This is a genomic window from Streptomyces sp. ADI95-17 (assembly GCF_003846175.1).
In the GTDB taxonomy this organism is placed as follows: domain Bacteria; phylum Actinomycetota; class Actinomycetes; order Streptomycetales; family Streptomycetaceae; genus Streptomyces; species Streptomyces sanglieri.
The window spans coordinates 220,439-236,644 of the sequence record NZ_ML123051.1; the positions used below are offsets into that span (position 1 = coordinate 220,439).

Annotated in this window: 12 protein-coding genes and 4 pseudogenes; 6 read left to right on the plus strand and 10 right to left on the minus strand. The window is 67.3% G+C overall.

From position 1 onward, the window contains the following. A pseudogene (locus EES42_RS46740) lies at positions 1 to 274 on the minus strand (dehydrogenase); the annotation flags it as partial. 268 nt (positions 275 to 542) lie between these two features. Between EES42_RS46740 and EES42_RS35805 the strand changes: the two are divergent. From EES42_RS35805 to EES42_RS35825, 5 genes are all read left to right on the plus strand, one after another. Then, positions 543 to 1,463 (plus strand): aldose 1-epimerase family protein, encoded by a 921-nt coding sequence (locus tag EES42_RS35805; protein WP_124722397.1) that lies wholly within the window; start codon positions 543 to 545, stop codon positions 1,461 to 1,463. 606 nt (positions 1,464 to 2,069) lie between these two features. Continuing rightward, positions 2,070 to 2,297, plus strand: a complete 228-nt coding sequence (locus EES42_RS35810; protein WP_124722398.1) for a ferredoxin — start codon at positions 2,070 to 2,072, stop codon at positions 2,295 to 2,297. Beyond that, positions 2,294 to 3,685 carry an NAD(P)/FAD-dependent oxidoreductase gene (locus EES42_RS35815; RefSeq protein WP_124722399.1) on the plus strand — a complete coding sequence of 464 codons (1,392 nt, stop codon included), beginning with the start codon at positions 2,294 to 2,296 and terminating at the stop codon, positions 3,683 to 3,685. The genes EES42_RS35810 and EES42_RS35815 overlap by 4 nt, the downstream gene beginning before the upstream one ends. A gap of 13 nt (positions 3,686 to 3,698) precedes the next feature. Next, a complete protein-coding gene (locus EES42_RS35820; protein ID WP_124722400.1) occupies positions 3,699 to 4,913 on the plus strand; it encodes a cytochrome P450 in 1,215 nt (404 codons plus the stop codon). A gap of 109 nt (positions 4,914 to 5,022) precedes the next feature. After that, a complete protein-coding gene (locus tag EES42_RS35825; RefSeq protein WP_124722401.1) occupies positions 5,023 to 6,843 on the plus strand; it encodes a glycoside hydrolase family 15 protein in 1,821 nt (606 codons plus the stop codon). An 832-nt stretch (positions 6,844 to 7,675) separates the two neighbouring features. Here EES42_RS35825 and EES42_RS35830 read toward each other — a convergent pair. The 9 genes and pseudogenes from EES42_RS35830 to EES42_RS35870 all read right to left on the minus strand — a co-directional run bounded on the left by EES42_RS35830 (position 7,676) and on the right by EES42_RS35870 (position 15,158). Beyond that, a complete protein-coding gene (locus EES42_RS35830) occupies positions 7,676 to 8,383 on the minus strand; it encodes a hypothetical protein (RefSeq protein WP_124722402.1) in 708 nt (235 codons plus the stop codon). 373 nt (positions 8,384 to 8,756) lie between these two features. Next, complete coding sequence (locus EES42_RS35835; RefSeq protein WP_124722403.1) at positions 8,757 to 10,121, minus strand: glutamate decarboxylase; 1,365 nt, start codon at positions 10,119 to 10,121, stop codon at positions 8,757 to 8,759. 788 nt (positions 10,122 to 10,909) lie between these two features. Continuing rightward, positions 10,910 to 11,173: pseudogene (locus EES42_RS35840) on the minus strand (transposase); the annotation flags it as partial. A gap of 133 nt (positions 11,174 to 11,306) precedes the next feature. Beyond that, complete coding sequence (ltrA, locus tag EES42_RS35845; RefSeq protein WP_124722405.1) at positions 11,307 to 12,647, minus strand: group II intron reverse transcriptase/maturase; 1,341 nt, start codon at positions 12,645 to 12,647, stop codon at positions 11,307 to 11,309. Between the two features lie 344 nt (positions 12,648 to 12,991). Further along, positions 12,992 to 13,330, minus strand: a pseudogene (locus EES42_RS35850) (transposase); the annotation flags it as partial. Between the two features lie 35 nt (positions 13,331 to 13,365). Next, on the minus strand, positions 13,366 to 13,914 hold the full coding sequence (locus tag EES42_RS35855) for an MOSC domain-containing protein (RefSeq protein WP_241196811.1): 549 nt from the start codon (positions 13,912 to 13,914) through the stop codon (positions 13,366 to 13,368). Further along, a complete protein-coding gene (locus EES42_RS35860) occupies positions 13,911 to 14,129 on the minus strand; it encodes a Clp protease N-terminal domain-containing protein (RefSeq protein WP_241196812.1) in 219 nt (72 codons plus the stop codon). The genes EES42_RS35855 and EES42_RS35860 overlap by 4 nt, the downstream gene beginning before the upstream one ends. 2 nt (positions 14,130 to 14,131) lie before the next feature. Continuing rightward, positions 14,132 to 14,374 carry a hypothetical protein gene (locus EES42_RS35865; RefSeq protein ID WP_124722613.1) on the minus strand — a complete coding sequence of 81 codons (243 nt, stop codon included), beginning with the start codon at positions 14,372 to 14,374 and terminating at the stop codon, positions 14,132 to 14,134. Between the two features lie 460 nt (positions 14,375 to 14,834). Next, positions 14,835 to 15,158, minus strand: a complete 324-nt coding sequence (locus tag EES42_RS35870; RefSeq protein WP_124722406.1) for a DUF3759 domain-containing protein — start codon at positions 15,156 to 15,158, stop codon at positions 14,835 to 14,837. A gap of 140 nt (positions 15,159 to 15,298) precedes the next feature. Between EES42_RS35870 and EES42_RS35880 the strand changes: the two are divergent. Further along, positions 15,299 to 16,206 (plus strand): annotated as a pseudogene (locus tag EES42_RS35880) (IS3 family transposase); the annotation flags it as partial.

A 16,206-nucleotide genomic window follows, 5' to 3' on the forward strand; every position in this document is an offset into this window, starting at 1 on the left:
GAACAGTATGTCGGGCGAGGCCGCACCGGCCCAGCGCGGCGCCTCGCCGTGGATCTGGTCGGCGTCCGACTTGCCGAGTATCTGGATGCCGCCGAGCGGGAAGTCCCAGTCGTCCGCTCCCAGATACCTGTCGTGCAGCGACTACTCGGCCACGACGTTTGTGACGGTGCGTCCGGTCGGGTCGGTCTCCAGACGTCGCACATTGGCGCCCGTCACCATCGGCGTTGTCGTGCTTCAGCGCCGGGTCGACGCAGATCACCCGCGCGTCGGACTTGGCGCTCGGCGGCAGCTGAAGCTGCCGTCCTGTCCGGGAGGGGCACATCCCGTGCGCCGGCCGGCCGACCTCGCAGCCGGGTGGAGCGGTTGCTCCGCAGCCTGTGGCCCCGGTGGGGGAACGTGCCGGGCGATCGGGTCGGCAGGAACGTGTCGGGCTTGACCGGGCCGGTGCGGAGCCGCACGCTCCCAACGAGTGGGCCAAGACCGCAGGCCACCATCACGTCCACGTCCGAGGACGTCGGCCGGGCGAACCGAGGAGGCCCCGCGTGCAGGAGAGCCGCACCGGTCGGCAGCTGACCCTGAGCTGCGGCGCGCAACGCGCGGTCGTCGTAGAGCTGGGCGCGGCGCTGCGGTCGTACTCGGTCGGTGAACGCGCCGTGGTCTACGGATTCGCTGCACAGGACCGGATCATCGCCGGGCGCGGCCAGATCCTGGTGCCGTGGCCCAACCGGATCCGGGACGGCCGGTACCGGTGGGACGCGCAGGACCTGCAGTTGCCGCTCACCGAGCCGGCCGGTGGCAACGCCATCCACGGACTGCTCCGGTGGACTTCGTGGCAGGTCGTGGAGGCGAGCAACAGCCGGGTCATCCTGGACGCTTCGCTGTGGCCGCAGCCGGGCTACCCGTTCCATCTCCACGTCCGGGCCCAGTACGCCCTGGGTGAGGGCGGGCTCGAGGTAACTGTCACCGCGCGCAACCTCGACGAGAGCGCCGCGCCCTACGGCTTCGGCCAGCATCCCTATGTCACGGCGGGCACCGCGGTCGTCGACCAGTCGGTGCTGACCGTCCCCGCCCAGACGTGGCTGCGCACCGATGAACGCGGCCTGCCAGTGGCCGCCGAGCCGGTTGCCGGGACGCCGTACGACCTGCGTACGCCGCAGGCTGTCGGAGCGCGTCGACTGGACACCCCGTTCGCCGACCTCGACCGGGACACGGACGGGCGGGCCGTGGTTCGCCTGGCCCATCCGTCGGGTTCGTTCGGTACGGACGTGTGGCTCGGTGAGGGAGCCGACTACGTGCAGCTCTACACCGGCGACGCCCTCCCACCGGGGGAGCGCCGTCGCGCGATCGCCGTCGAACCGATGACCTGCCCGCCGGACGCCTTCCGCAGCGGCACGGCGCTCGTCAGCCTCAGCCCGGGCGAGCGGCACACCGTCCGGTGGGGGATCACGCCGTGGGGGGAATGACGGCGCAGTCATGGCCCTCGACCTGATACTCATCGGGCTGAGGACCACCTCACCCTTCGACGTGACCATCGGTGGGACGCCTCACTCTCGTACAGCCCGGGTAGGCCTGATCGCCGCAGCTACGGCCGTCATTCGGTAGTCGCACGTCGTTCGGTAGACCTTCTTGCGGGCCCGCATAGGGGGCATGCTCGGCGGTGACCCGCAATTCCAGGTCCCCGGGAGTGCTTCCTGGATCGCAGTGGACAGCCCCTTCAGCAAGCCACATCCGCCCAGCTCAGAGGCATACTTCTCCTATTGGGTCAGCCCTCGGACGCCGGGGAGTATGGACGTCCGCACGTCCCTTTTCCGGGGTGCGGACGCCGTGTGCGCGGGATAGGCTTTTGAGGGCAAGGACAGGTTCTCCGGGTGGTTTTGCAGATGCCCGGTCCGCTTTCGTGGTGATCAATTCTGCCTGCGGAGACCTTTGACGTGCGTGGTGCACTCCTTCGTATTCGCAGGAGTGAGTATCAGCCGATTCCCTTCTTCGGAGGCGTGCCTCGCGCTTTGGGCGCCGTGGTGGTGCTGCCTCAGGGTCCGCAGCTTCGTGTCCCTGAAATGGAGTTCGGGATGAGAGTTGTCGTTGATCTTTCCCGGTGTCAGGGGTATGCGCAGTGCGCGTTCCTGGCTCCGGACGCGTTCCGGATGCACGGTGAAGAAGCGCTGATGTACAACCCGAACCCCGACGATGCTCAGCGCGAGCAGGTGCTACGTGCCGCGGCAGCCTGCCCGCTCCAGGCGATTCTGGTCGACCAGTTGGAGGGGCGGGACGCGCCGGTGGGGACGTCGCAGTCATGACCAGCGCCGATACCCTGAAGGGGTTCAAGCGCGACGGCCGCGTCGTGATCGTCGGGGCGTCGCTGGCGGGACTGCGAGCCGCGGAGGCTCTTCGCGATGAGGGGTTCACCGGATCCTTGACCATGATCGGTGACGAGTTGGGTGAGCCCTATGACCGTCCCCCGCTGTCCAAGCAGGTGCTGACCGGATGGGTGCCGGCCGGGGGCACCACGCTGCCGCGACGCCGTGACATCAATGCGGAGTGGCTGCTGGGCGTGCCCGCCGACGGGCTGGACCTGGCAACCAACCATGTGCATCTCGCCGACGGCCGCGAGGTTCCCTTCGACCGAGTTCTGATCTCCACCGGGGTACGGGCCCGGCCTTGGTTCGTCGAGGCCGAGGCGGCCCTGGACGGAGTGTTCGTCGTGCGCACGCGCGAGGACGCCGACGGTCTGCAGCGAGCCCTCGCCGCCGGGCCCTCCCGCGTACTGGTCATCGGCGCGGGCTTCACCGGCTCCGAGATCGCCTCTATCTGCCGCGAGCGGGATATCCCGGTGACTGTCGCCGAGCTCGCGTCGGCCCCGCTGGTCGGGGCACTCGGCGCCGTGATCGGTGATGTCGCGGCGGACATGCAGCGCGCCCACGGCGTCGACCTGCGCTGCGGTGTCAAGGTCACCCAACTGGAAGGCGACGCGCAGGGGCGCTTTCACCGCGCCCACTTCGACGACGGCAGCACCATCGACGCCGACGTGGCGGTGGTGGCGCTTGGCGGCATCCGCAACACCGAGTGGCTGCGCGACTCGGGACTGGCGGCAGGCCCATGGGGAATCGCCTGCGACACGGGTTGCCGCGCCCTCGATCTCAACGGCCTGATCACTGACGACATCTTCGTCGCCGGAGACGTGGCACGCTGCCCGAACCCGATCTACGAGTACCGGCTCATCTCGCTGGAGCACTGGGTCAACGCCGTGGAGCAGGCCCAGGTCGCGGCGCACAACATGGTCAGCGCTCAGGCGGACCGCTGGCCGCACCTGTCCATCCCGACGTTCTGGTCGATCCAGTTCGGCGTCAACATCAAGTCCGTCGGTGTACCGACTTTCGCCGACGAGGTCGTCGTCACCCAGGGGTCGGTGCCCGACCACCGCTTCGTCGCCGCATACGGCTACCAGGGCCGCGTCACCGCGGCGGTCAGTTTCAACAACGCGAAGTGGCTGGACCACTACCGGCAGTTGATCGAGACGGCCGCGCCCTTCCCGCCCCCCTGCCCCACGCCCGACGAACCCGTCGACGCGAAGCCGGTGCCTGTCGACTTCCCCGGCCCCACTCTGCTCGCCCAGGGCGCCACGGTGGTCGTCACCGGCCACGACCCGAGCGAGCGGCGCGTCACGGCCGCGTGGCAGCACCGGTAGGAGGGAAAGCGACATGACCACGACCGAGTCGCCCGACATCCTGCGCCGGATCCTCGATTACTCGGCCCGGGCCGACCCGTATCCGCTGTACTCCGAGCTGCGCGAGACGCCGGTGGCCCTGCAGGAGGATGGCAGCTACGTCATCAGTACCTACCGCGAGCTCACCGGCATACTGCACGACCCGCACCTGAGCTCAGATGTCCGTAACCTGTCACGGCCGATGGCCGCGGCCGAGGCACGTACCACGCCGTCGTTCATCAACCTCGACCCGCCCGAGCACGACCGCCTGCGGCGCCTGGCGATGCGCCACTTCGGCCCCCCTCACACCCCTGGTCTGGTGACCGGCATGGAACCGGACCTGACCGCCACCGTCAGCGGCCTGATCGACGACTTCGCGGACAAACAGCAGATCGACATCGTCGAAGACTTCGCCTACCCGTTCCCCGTCACCGTGATCTGCCACCTGCTCGGCGTGCCGCGCGAGGACGAACCGCAGTTCCACGTGTGGGTGAACGCCATCATCGACTCGCTCGACTACGACCCCAAGACCGACCCGAAGGAGAAACTGGACAACGGCATGCAGGCCACAACAGACCTGCGCGAGTACCTCGGCGGGCTGCTGGAACAACGTCATGGCCGGCCCGGCGACGACCTGCTGACACGGCTGGCCAACGACGACGGGCCCGACGGGCGGATGACCGACGACGAAATCGTCAGCACCGCGAACCTGCTGCTCATCGCCGGCCACGAGACCACCGTCAATCTCATCACCAACGGCATGCTGACGCTCCTGCGCCACCCGCAGGTGCTGCAACGACTGCGTGACGAACCGGACCTGATCGTGCCCCTGGTCGAGGAACTGCTGCGCTACGAACCTCCCGTGCACATCATTCCCTGGCGGGCGGCGTACAGCGACATCACCGTCGCCGACACCGTCATCCCCAAGGGCTCGCAGATCATGCTCATGCTGGCCTCGGGCAGCCGTGACCCGGACCGCTTCCACGATCCCGACCGCTTCGACCCCGATCGCCAGGACAACCAGCACCTGGGCTTCGGCAGCGGCATCCACCTGTGCTTCGGCGGCCCGCTGGCCCGGTTGGAAACCCAGATCGCACTGACCGAACTGGTACGCCGTCTGAACCGGCCCAGGCTGGTCGCCGACCCGCCACCGTACCGGCCCAGCCCCATTCTGCGAGGTCCCATCCATCTGCACATCGAACAGAGCTGATGGTGAACGCCGCAGCAGAGGGCAGCGGCAAATGCGTGCCGGCACCTCGCTCACCTCAGCGGTGACCTCTACCTGGAGAATTGATCCCTTCCGAGACTTCGGAGCCGCAATGGACCGCTACCCTCCCATCGCCGAGCACGGCCTGGTGGGCGACCTGCAGACCGCCGCGCTCGTCTCGTCGCAGGGCGTCGTCGACTGGTTCGCCGCTCCCAGGTTCGATTCGCCCAGCATCTTCGCGGCCCTGCTCGACCACGACCGCGGCGGGTACATGCGGCTGGCCCCCGAGCATTCCGACGGGACCTGCAAGCAGCTCTACTACCCCGACACCGCCATCCTCGTCACCCGATTCCTGTCGCCGGACGGCGTGGGCGAGGTGGTCGACTTCATGCCCCCGGACCGGACCCGCACCGCCACCGACCGGCACACCCTGGTCCGAGGCGTCCGTGCCGTTCGAGGGACCGTCGACTTCACCCTTGAGTGCCGGCCGCGCTTCGACTACGGCCGCGCCGAGCACGAACTCGAACTCGGAGAGAACAGCGCTCTGTTCCGGGCCCCCGGGATCGACGGGCATCTGCAGGCCACCTTTCCGCTGGAGCGGGACGGCCAGGACGTGCGCGGAAAGGTGACGCTGAGCGCCGGCGAGTCCGGCAGCGTCGTCTTCACCGTCTGCGCATCCGGCGGTGAGGCGCCCGCACCCCCCACGGTCGACGGGCTCAACGGGCAGTTCGCCGAAGTCGCCCTGTTCTGGCGGCACTGGCTGCGCCGGTCCCACTACCGGGGGCGGTGGCCCGAGCTGGTGCACCGCTCGGCCATCACCCTCAAACTCCTCACCTACTCCCCCACCGGCGCACTGATCGCGGCGGCCACCACGGGCCTGCCCGAGCAGGTCGGCGGAGAGCGGAACTGGGACTACCGGTTCACCTGGATACGCGACGGCTCGCTGTCCGTGCGGGCCATGCTGGACCTCGGCTTCGTCGAGGAAGCCACCGCCTTCCTCCACTGGCTGACGGACAGGCTGCGTGAGCGCAAGGGGAAGGAGGGCGAGCCGCTCCAGACCATGTACCGGATCGACGGCAGCCCCGACCTGCCGGAAGAGACGCTCGATCACTTCGAGGGCTACCGCGGCTCCTTCCCCGTGCGCATCGGCAACGGCGCCGCAGACCAGCTCCAGCTGGACATCTACGGCGAAGCCCTCTACGCGGTGTCCCAGGGCGCCGAGATCGCGCAGCAGGCCAGCTTCGAGGGATGGCAGGCCCTCACCAGAACGCTGGACTGGTTCGCAGACGGCTGGGACCGGCCGGACGAGGGCATCTGGGAGACCCGCGGCGGTCGCCAGGACTTCACCTACAGCCGGGTGATGTCGTGGGTCGCCTTCGACCACGGGCTGCGCCTGGCCGAGAACTTCCGCAGGCCCGCCGACCTGGAGCGGTGGCGCAAGGCGAGGGACGTCGTATTCGAGCAGATCATGGAACGCGGCTGGAACGAGAAGGAGCACGCCTTCGTCCAGCACTACGACGGCGAGGTCCTGGACGCCTCGCTGCTGCTCATGCCCAGGGTCGGGTTCATCGCTCCCAGGGACCCGGCATGGCTCTCTACGCTCAACGCGATGGACCGCAAGCTTGTCTCCGACAGCCTTGTCTACCGCTACGACCCGGCAGCATCGCCGGACGGCCTCCGCGGCTCGGAGGGCACCTTCAGCCTGTGCACCTTCCTCTACGTCGACGCGCTGGCCCGGGCGGGGCGGCTGGACCAGGCCCGCTACACCTTCGAGAAGATGCAGACCTACGCCAACCACGTAGGGCTGTTTGCCGAGGAGATCGGCCCGAGCGGGGAGCAACTGGGCAACTTCCCCCAGGCATTCACCCATCTGTCCCTGATCATGGCCGCGATCACCCTCGACGAGGCGCTCGACGCGGAGAACGGGCGCTGAACCATGGTCATGCACGCCCGGCCGGCAGGACCGCCACAACTGACCGCGGCCGAGTTCCACGTGCTGTACCGGTAACTGCTCTCGCGGCCCGGGGCTCCCTCGCCCCGGTCCGCCCTGGCCTGGCGGTACCAGCCGCGCAGGGACTTCGAGCTGATGCCGAGCTCCGAAACACCCTCGCCAACCACCCACCGGAAGCTGAGGCCCTGGAGTGACGGCACCCAGCCCGGATGGTGTCGTCGCAGCAGGACGTCGCGTGCGAGGAAGGCCTCGCCACTGCCCCTTCCCGGGGCGGCCGTCCACGGGCATCCGCTGCCGCCCGTGACTGCGGTCTGGGACGGGTACCCGGTCGGGGCCTGGACCAAGAACCAGGACGGGGGCACTGGCGGGATCTGGCCGTCGGGGTGAGCTCCCGACGCCGCCCCGGCACGAGACGGCGCTCGCCGAAAAGGCGCCCAAGACCGGACACCAAACTGAGAACCATCCTGGACACAGAAGCAGGAACTCCCACACGGACGCCTGTGCCACCTCGGTCCTCTCTCGCAAGACGCACGCGATCCTTGCCGGGCAGGACGTGCGTGCAGGCTCCGAACACGTGGAACCCGGCGGTCGACATAACCGGGCTGCGACCGACGCCTCCCCGGTCACGCCGTGACTGCCTCGACCTTGATGCGAGGGCCCACCGCTGTCCGCACATAGCGCGCAGCTCCACGTCCCGAGGGGGCGGCTCGCCGTGCGGCACTCCCCTGGGCGGACCGTGCCCACTCACGATGTCGTCCCTCATTGCCAAAACACTCGTGACCCCATCGGTCACGGTCTTCCGGGCTTGGCGGGTTCAGGCGAGGACGTTGACGGCTCGGGCGATGATGAGTCCGAGGATGACCAGGGAGACGAGGGACTGGATGGCCATGACGATCTTGGCCCAAGGGGCCAGAGGCATGACGTCGGTAGGGCTGAACGCAGTGGAATTGGTCAATCCGAGGTAGAGGTAGTCGATGTAGCGGGGACGCCAGTGCGCGGGTTTCACTTCGGGGCTGAGGTGTTGAGGAAAGGCAAGGTCGGGGGTGGTGGGCATGTGATGGGCTCGGGCCGCTGCTCCGCCGCTGTCGAGTTCGAAGTACAGCAGGGAGAACGTGAGGACGCTGGAGATCCACACGCTGCCGCCGGCCTGCAGCAGGGCATCGGCGGAGTTGGTCTCTGTGCCACCGTGGATGAGATCGTCGATCAACTGGGCGGTCGACCAGATTGCGCCGCATGCCAACACGCTGACCAGGGCGATCGATACCGCGCGCATGGCAGCCGAGCGGCGGCTGATCCGAACCGGGTCGCCCGCGATCAGCGCCACCAGGAGCAGTCCTTCGGCGAGGGGGAGCGCCCAGCGGGGTCCCAGCCGCAGGTCGTCGGGCAGCAGCAGGGTCAGCACCACGGCGGCGATGACGGCTCCGGCCATCGGCCAGCGGGCCTCGGCGTACGCCGCCTGCCGCGGCTCCGGCCCGTGCGGACTGCTCGGATCGCCGGGATCGGTGGGATGACGTCCTGTCATGTTCGGCTGCCGCGCGTGGCGCCGTCATGCCCACTGGACAGGGGGCCGACCGGCATTTCCTCACCCCAGTCTCCTCGGGGGCCGGGCGGCGCGTCCGCCCGCTCCGTCACTGAACTTACCTCGAAGCCAAGCAGGGGCATCTCTTGCCGGGCGCGTGTCCCGTACCCGACCGACGCGGGCCTGTCCGCCCCTGGTCTGGCCACCTCTTCTGGACCGCCCGCCCGGCGCACGTGCCGATACCCCGGCCACTCCCAGCTCAGAATGCCGATGTCCTCCCCGCCGACGCGGGGCGTTCCGTTCCAGGCCGCGCTGACCGTCCATGCCGAGGCGTCACCCTCAACCGTCCTTACCCGGGAGTGCCGGGTTGGGGGCGTCAGTAGCCGGTGCCGCGCTTGACCTGCGCCCGCTCGATCTCGGTGGTCGCACCCTTGTGATCCAAGGTGCCGCACGCGTCGGCGATGTCCTGGGTCAGGCGGTCGATCTGGTCGCGGCTCAAGGTCTCCTTGACCAGGGCACGCAGGATCTTCACCCGCTCCGCGTTGGGCGGGAGCGTGTACGCCGGCACCATCCAGCCGCGCTCCGCCGAGAGCTGCCAGGCGACGTCGGACTCGTCGTAGGCGTGCTTACCGGCAAGGCGGAAAGCGACCAGCGGCAGCTGCTCGAGGCCACTGCCGATCACTTCGAAGCGGCCGCTGCTGCGCAGGTTGTCCGCCAACGCGCGGGCGTTCTCCTGCATAGTCTCCATGACGTAGGTGTAGCCCTGGCGACCCAGCCGCACGAAGTTGTAGTACTGGGCGAGCACCATTGCCGCGCCGGTCGAAAAGTTCAGTGTGAACGTCGCGTCGGTCTTGCCCAGGTAGTTCTCGTGGAACACGAGGTCCTTGGGCAGGTCGGACTCCTCGCGGAAGACCAGCCAGCCGATGCCGGGGTAGACCAGGCCGTACTTGTGTCCCGAGACGTTGATCGAGCGGACCTGCTCGAGCCGGAAGTCCCATTTCGAGTCCGGGTAGAGGAAGGGCCACACGAAGCCGCCGCTGGCTCCGTCGACGTGGATCGGGATGTCGAGGTCCCGCTCCTTGCGGACCTCCCGCAGGAGCTTGTCGATCCCGACGACGTCGTCCTTGTGGCCGGTGAACGTGGTGCCGAGAACGGCGACGACGCCGATCGTGTTCCCGTCGAGGTGGGGCTCCACGTCTTCCGGGCCGATCGTGTACTTGTCCTCGGCAAGCGGCACGATCCGCGGCTCGACGTCGAAGTAGCGGCAGAACTTCTCCCACACGACGTGGACGTCGCCGCCGAAGACCAGGTTGGGCCGGTCGACCGACAGGTTGGCCGCCTGTCGCCGCTCCCGCCACTTCCACTTCAGCGACAGCGCGCCGAGCATGATCGCCTCGGACGAACCCTGTGTCCGGCATCCGGTGGTCTTGCCCGGTGCGTGGAAGAGGTCGGCAAGCATGCGCACACAGCGCTGCTCGATCTCAGCGGAGATGGGGTACTCCGCGTGATCGATGAAGTTCCGGTGGAGGTTCTCGGCGATGATCCGTTGCGCCTCCGGCTCCATCCAGGTGGTGACAAACGTGGCGAGGTTGCGCTGCGGATCGCCCTCCATGACAAGATCCTCATCCAGCAGCCTCATGGCGTCCGTCGCCGTCATGCCCTCCTCAGGGAAGGTCTTCGAGGGAGCGGGCACGGTCAGGAACCGGTTGCCGAACAGGGCCGCAACGTCTCTCTTGGTCATGCCGATGATTCAAACAGTTCAGGAGTCTGCCCCGGCGAATAACACGCCGAGGCAGAACAACGAGCCGTGACCTCCGCCATATCCATCAATATTGCCGCAGCGGATATCTACGCGGCCGCCTTTATGCTGGGTCGCTCGCGGCCCCCAACCGCCAGCGAGGTTGTCGCGATCTGGAAATCAGAATTGGCCGGGCGACCGAGACTGGGAAAAGGCTACGTCCGAGATGAAGGCCGAGCAAGGTTTCCAATATCCCGCGCCATGTCCGACCAAAGAAGAACTTTGATTTGGGGGTCAACAGCACTCCCAGCTCACGAGCGCGCATGCGGCTATCAAAACGCTTGAGTCGACCACCGCTGATTGGAACACGAACGCCGCCAGAAGAGACAGGTGAGTGCCGTGAGAATCAGGAGCGAGGGTTGACATCCCTCCACCATTCCATGAATTCACGGTCGCGACCATGGGGAAATTTCAGCAGATCACCGAGTGCCAATTGTCAGCTTACTGTGAAGGCAGCGAATCGGAGAGCCCGAGTAGATGATCCTGGTCAGCCAGAAGACCATGCGAAGTCCATTAGACTCACCACCCATTGTCACGCGGCGGCCAGGTTTCGCATTCCGGCGCCGATTCTCTGGAGCGCCGAGCCAACGGCGTATCGGGGCGTCGATACGCTCGCGAGGATCTCTTCTTGAAGGCCACGATGAGGTGGACAACCGAACGACCGTCCGCTAGGGATAGCGACCACCCTAACAACGTCTACTGAGGTTGAACACGGGATGTCATGCTGCTGATCAGGCAGGGCTGATGGTCAGGCCGGTCTCGGCGAGGCAGCCGTCTACGAGATGGCTGCGGTACTGGATGTGTCGTAGGCCGCGTCGGATGCGCTGGACGAGGTGTTCGGGAGTGCTGAAGGCGACGTTGAAGAGCCAGCCGCGTCGCAGAAGAGACCAGATCCCTTCGACGGGGTTGAGATCGGGTGCGTAGGGCGGCAGGTAGTAGATGGTCAGCCAGTCCCGGGATGCGGCGAACTCCCGTAGTCCGGCCGCCTTGTGGACGGTGAAGTCGATCCGGGGCGCGGTTCTGGCCTCATCGACCAGTCCGTTTCCCCGGACCGTTTCCCGCACCCGGCGTGCCCGTTTCCGAGCACCGGGCGCTCCGCAAGTCCTGTTCAAGAACCGCGTGTTGTCCTCATTCGAGGCTGGGCCAGGAGGTCGGGATGACTGTTCCCCGGTAGCGATAACGCGTGGTGGTCACCTTGGCCGGGTTGAACAGTGGCCTTTCCTCCGAGGCCGGCCACCAACCGACGTCGCAGTAGCGGCGGCGGAGGTCCTTCCACGTGGACCGGCGGTGCTTTCGGCGCAACCAGCTCCCGACCTGGCGCCACGTGTAGTAGCTCAGGTAGGCGAAGGTCGCGCTGGACACGCCGGGCCGGAAGTAGACGCACCAGCCCTTGAGCGCCGGGTTGAGCTGACGCAGCAGGGCATCGAGCGGCTGGCTCGTGTCCGTCGTCCGGCACATCATCCTGACCTTGCCGGTCATGGCCTTGACGGCCTTTCCGGACGGGTAGGTGTAGATGTAGTGCCGGTTGCTGCCTCGTTTCCGGTGGCGCTGGATGCGCCAGCCGAGAAAGTCGAGGCCCTTGTCGATGTGGGTGATCAGGGTCTTCTCCGGTGATAGGCGTAGGCCCATCGCGGACAGGACTTCTGCGATCTCCTCCCGGAGGGCTTCCGCGTCGTCCTTCGTGCCCGTGACCATCAGACACCAGTCGTCCGCGTAGCGGACGAGCCGGTAGTTAGGCAGGCGGTGACGACGGCGCTTGGCCCTCTCCGTCTGGCTGGAAGCGGGTCCGCCGGGTCCTTGGGCGATGTGTTCGTCCAAGACCGTCAGGGCCACATTGCTCAGCAGCGGGGAAAGGGTCGAACCCTGCGGGGTTCCGGCGCGGTTCTCTCGCAGCATGCGGTCCTCGCCGAGGATGCCTGCCTTGAGGAACGCCTTCACCAGTGCCAGGACGCGCTTGTCCCCGATTCGTTCCCGCACTCGGTCCATCAGGGCCGGATGGGAGATCTCGTCGAAGCACGCCGTGATGTCGCCCTCGACGACCCACTCATAGGAGCGGGACGCGAAGTAGCGCACCTCGGCCACGGCGTCATGAGCACGACGGTTCGGGCGGAACCCGTAAGAGCACGGGCGGAAATCCGCTTCGAAGATCGGCTCCAGCACCAGCTTCAAGGAAGCCTGCACCACCCGGTCGGCAATGGTGGCGATCCCCAGGCGGCGCAACTTGCCACCCGACTTCGGAATCATCCGTTCCCGCACCGGCAGCGGGCAGAAACTGCGGCCCTTGACCTGCGACCGTAGCGCGTCGAGAAAATCCACGACACCCTGCCCGGCCTCGATGGAACGGGCCGTGCGCCCGTCCACCCCGGCCGTGCGTGCTCCCTTGTTGCCCCGCACCCGGTCCCACGCGACCAGAAGGAACGCGGCATCGGCAACGAGGTTGAACAGAATCTTCGTCCGCAGTCGGGACATGCGGCCGACGCGACTTGCGACCGCACAGCCAGCCGAACCTCCGTATCCGTGAGTGCCACTTCCTCGACCTGAACCCCGACACCTGGCAACAGAACGTCCGCGACGCGAACCCCACCCATCACACAAGATCGATGCCCAACTACCCCCAAAATAGCGACAGAGCCCGGTAGCTGAGCCAGAACCCACAACGGTGAACAGCTGCTGACGCGAGTCGTGAACAAAGCCAGAACGCCCGCTGCGCGGATCCGAGGTTCACGCTGAAGTCGTCCAGCCGTGGGTTGCGACTCGCGACCCCTGCGTAGATCAGCGACGAACCGTCACGCGAAGTGCGAACCTCACCCCGTGCGAGCTTCTTCACTACGTTGGTGGGCGCGGCAGACGGTGGAGTCCACCGACACGGTCCAGCCGATGTCGTCAGCCTCGTCGGCCGCTGCGAGGAGCACGGCGAAGATCCGTTCCCAGGTGCCGTCCACGGCTCACCTGAGCAGCCGTTTATGAGCGGTCTGGAATGAGCCCAGCTCGTCCGGCAGGTCCCGCCAGGGCGAGCCGGTGCGGTATTTCTACGCGATGACCCCCAGGGTACGACGATGGTCGGCCCATCGCCGGCCACGGACCGGATCGGCCAGCATCAACGGCTTGATCCGGTCCCACATCCCATCAGTGATCACCCACCAGACAGACACATCCGATCAACCGACGGGCAGATTAGGGAGACACGCTAGACGCGCTCCAGCGCGCGGTGCGGATGGGCTGGGAGTTCCACCACTACGGGGTCATCGGGCCGGATGGTCCCGGTCTGGCGGACCACGGCCATGACGCCGCATTTGAAGGTGAACTCGTCGGAGAGCGGGTCCAGGGCGAACATCTCGCCCAGGAGGCCTGTCTGGAAGTCGTTGATCTTCGAGCACGGGTTGCGCAGTCCGGTCACCTCGACCGCTGCGTCGGCTCCAAGCCGCAGCAGGGACCCGGTGGGCAGGCCGAGAAGGTCCACCCCGCGGGTGGTGATGTTCTCGCCCAGCTGGCCTGCGGAAACCTCGAAGCCCTTGAGCGCGAGTTCCTCGAAGAGCTCTTCGTGCATCAGGTGGACCTGGCGCAGGTTGGGCAGGTCCGGCTCGTAGGTCATGCGGAACTGGTGGCGGATCGTCTCGCCCGCGTGGACGTCCCCCTCCACACCGAGGCCGGCGAGCAGGGTGATGGAGGCGTGGTTGGACTTGCTGAACGAGTACAAGGCGTTGCGGCTCACCGCGGTGATTCGGCCTGCGGTCACGACCCCTCCGGGGCGGTCTGGGCGAGGACCGTCTCGCGCAGGGCGGCGGGGTCGGCCTGGAGGGCAGCCAGGCCCTTCAGGGCGTGGCGTTCAGGCACGGTCAGCAGGCCGAGCAAGATGTGTTTGGTGCCGATGAAGTCGTGTCCCAGGGCGATCGCCTCGTCCTGGGAGGCCGCCACGGTCTGCTTCCCGTGATCGGTGAAGAACTCGAACACTGCTACTCCTCCATGTCCATGGCTTTGCGCCTGCCCGCATGCTTTTCGTGCACCGACTGTCTGCTGACGTTCAGGTGCGTGGCGTTGTTCTGCCACGACCAGCCCTGCTGGCGGGCATTGTCGGCGTGCAGCCACTCCAGCTCCTCCAGGAGACGGCGCAACGCGACGACGGCCTGCAAACCGACAGCGGGGTCCTTGCTGGTGACCATTCCGGCCAGCGAGACCGGGGTGTCCTCAGCTCCCATAGCTGTCAGGCTGCCCTGACAACGCTCCACCCACGACGTCCTCTGCCCAACCCCCATCCAGGCTGCAACCACCTGGCCCGGCAGATGACTCCAACCGCCCGCGCCACACCAAACCGGCACCGCCGGGGGCGTGGCGGTGCAAGAACACTACAGAGCAACCTCGTACTTCACGACGGTATCGGAGCAATCCTTGGCGAGGGTCTCCAGCGCGGCACGCTCCTTATCATCGGCTCTGAGCTTCCACCGGAGCATTGTGGCGGTCCAGTCGGCGAGGTAGGTGCACTACCGAGCGTGCGGTCCCGCAGACCGGGGACGGCCCGGCCGGCCGCGGTCACGAACGAGTGGCAGGCGGGCCCGGGCCTTCAGACCCGGCCGCCCCTTCACGGTGCAGCAGCCGTGCGACGGCCTGGCACCCTCCTACTGCGGGCAGATACACCTGACCGCACCCGCTGATCGGAGCCTAGTAGTACTCGCCACTGAGCGGCTCGTCGAAGTGCGCCAAGACCTCCCTCCCGGCGCGCTCCCTGCCGATCCAGTCCAGCCCCCGGGTCTCGATCTCCCGGTCGAGGATCGCCCCCGAAATCCCGGCGACGATCTCCCTGGCCTTCGCGTGGCTGTCGGGCTTGCCGTTCTCCCCCACGTGGTCCGCGTACGCCTTGCCGGCCTCGTACGCCACCGCACCACCGAGCAGGTCGTGGGTGACTGACGCCTCGTGGTACACGTCCAACTTCACATACTCGTCGTACGTGTACGCCTGCTCGCTGTCGTCGCTGAAGAAAGCCATCCGAGTCTCTCCTTACGCTTCTGGCATCCGTCAGCCAGCCCGTGCTCTCAACCGCAGAGTGCTACCTGACGGGGGGCCTTGACCTCTGATGTTGGACACACGAGACACTGGATCCTGAGGATCTGAGAAACGGACATCTCGTGGTCATGAAGAACTACCCGCCGGAGTTCAAGGCGGATGCGGTCGCGCTGTACGAGTCGCGGCCGGAGGCGACGATCAGGTCGGTCGCCGCCGATCTGGGGATCAACCCTGAAACACTGCGGAACTGGGTGAGGGCGGCCGGGGTGAGTCGGCCCCGGGGACGCCGGACGCAGGAACCGGCCCAGCCTCCGACCCCGCTGGAGGCGGAGAACGCAGCCCTGCGCAAGAAGGTCCGCGAGTTGGAGGAGGAACGCGAGATCCTGCGGAAGGCGGCGAAGTATTTCGCCGGGGAGACGCGCTGGTGAACCGCTTCCAGTGTGTCGCCGACCTCCAGCGCCGCTATGGCGTGAAGCGGCTGTGCAGCATCCTCGGCGTTGCCCGCTCGAGTTTCTACTACTGGCGCCGGACGGCTGTGGACCGGGCTGCCCGGCAGGCGGCCGAGGCGAGGCTGGCCGCCCGGATACGGGCGGTGCACCAGGAATCGGACGGCACCTACGGAGCCCCGAGGATCACCGCCGAGCTCCGCGAGACGAGCGGTGAGGCGGTCAATCACAAGCGGGTCGCGCGGATCATGCGGACGTTCGGGATCGAAGGGGTCCGGTTGCGCCGCCGGCACCGCACCACCGTTCCCGACCCGGCCGCGGCCAGGGCGCACGACCTGATCGGCCGCGACTTCACCGCCGCCGCTACGAACACGAAATACGTCGGCGACATCACCTACCTGCCCATCGACGGCGGGAAGTTCTGCTACCTGGCCACCGTCATCGACCTCGCATCGCGACGTCTGGCCGGCTGGGCGATCGCCGACCACATGCGTGCGGACCTCGTCACCGACGCCCTGGCCGCAGCCGTCCGCACCCGAGACAGCCTCGCCGGATCGATCATGCACACCGACCACGGAGCCCAA

Bases quoted from the DNA above. Each gene is read 5' to 3' on its own strand.
- ltrA (WP_124722405.1), bottom strand. From the start codon at position 12,647: ATGTCCCGACTGCGGACGAAGATTCTGTTCAACCTCGTTGCCGATGCC.
- EES42_RS35865 (WP_124722613.1), bottom strand. From the start codon at position 14,374: ATGGGAGCTGAGGACACCCCGGTCTCGCTGGCCGGAATGGTCACCAGC.
- EES42_RS35810 (WP_124722398.1), top strand. From the start codon at position 2,070: ATGAGAGTTGTCGTTGATCTTTCCCGGTGTCAGGGGTATGCGCAGTGC.
- EES42_RS35870 (WP_124722406.1), bottom strand. From the start codon at position 15,158: ATGGCTTTCTTCAGCGACGACAGCGAGCAGGCGTACACGTACGACGAG.
- EES42_RS35825 (WP_124722401.1), top strand. From the start codon at position 5,023: ATGGACCGCTACCCTCCCATCGCCGAGCACGGCCTGGTGGGCGACCTG.
- EES42_RS35830 (WP_124722402.1), bottom strand. From the start codon at position 8,383: ATGACAGGACGTCATCCCACCGATCCCGGCGATCCGAGCAGTCCGCAC.
- EES42_RS35835 (WP_124722403.1), bottom strand. From the start codon at position 10,121: ATGACCAAGAGAGACGTTGCGGCCCTGTTCGGCAACCGGTTCCTGACC.
- EES42_RS35815 (WP_124722399.1), top strand. From the start codon at position 2,294: ATGACCAGCGCCGATACCCTGAAGGGGTTCAAGCGCGACGGCCGCGTC.
- EES42_RS35820 (WP_124722400.1), top strand. From the start codon at position 3,699: ATGACCACGACCGAGTCGCCCGACATCCTGCGCCGGATCCTCGATTAC.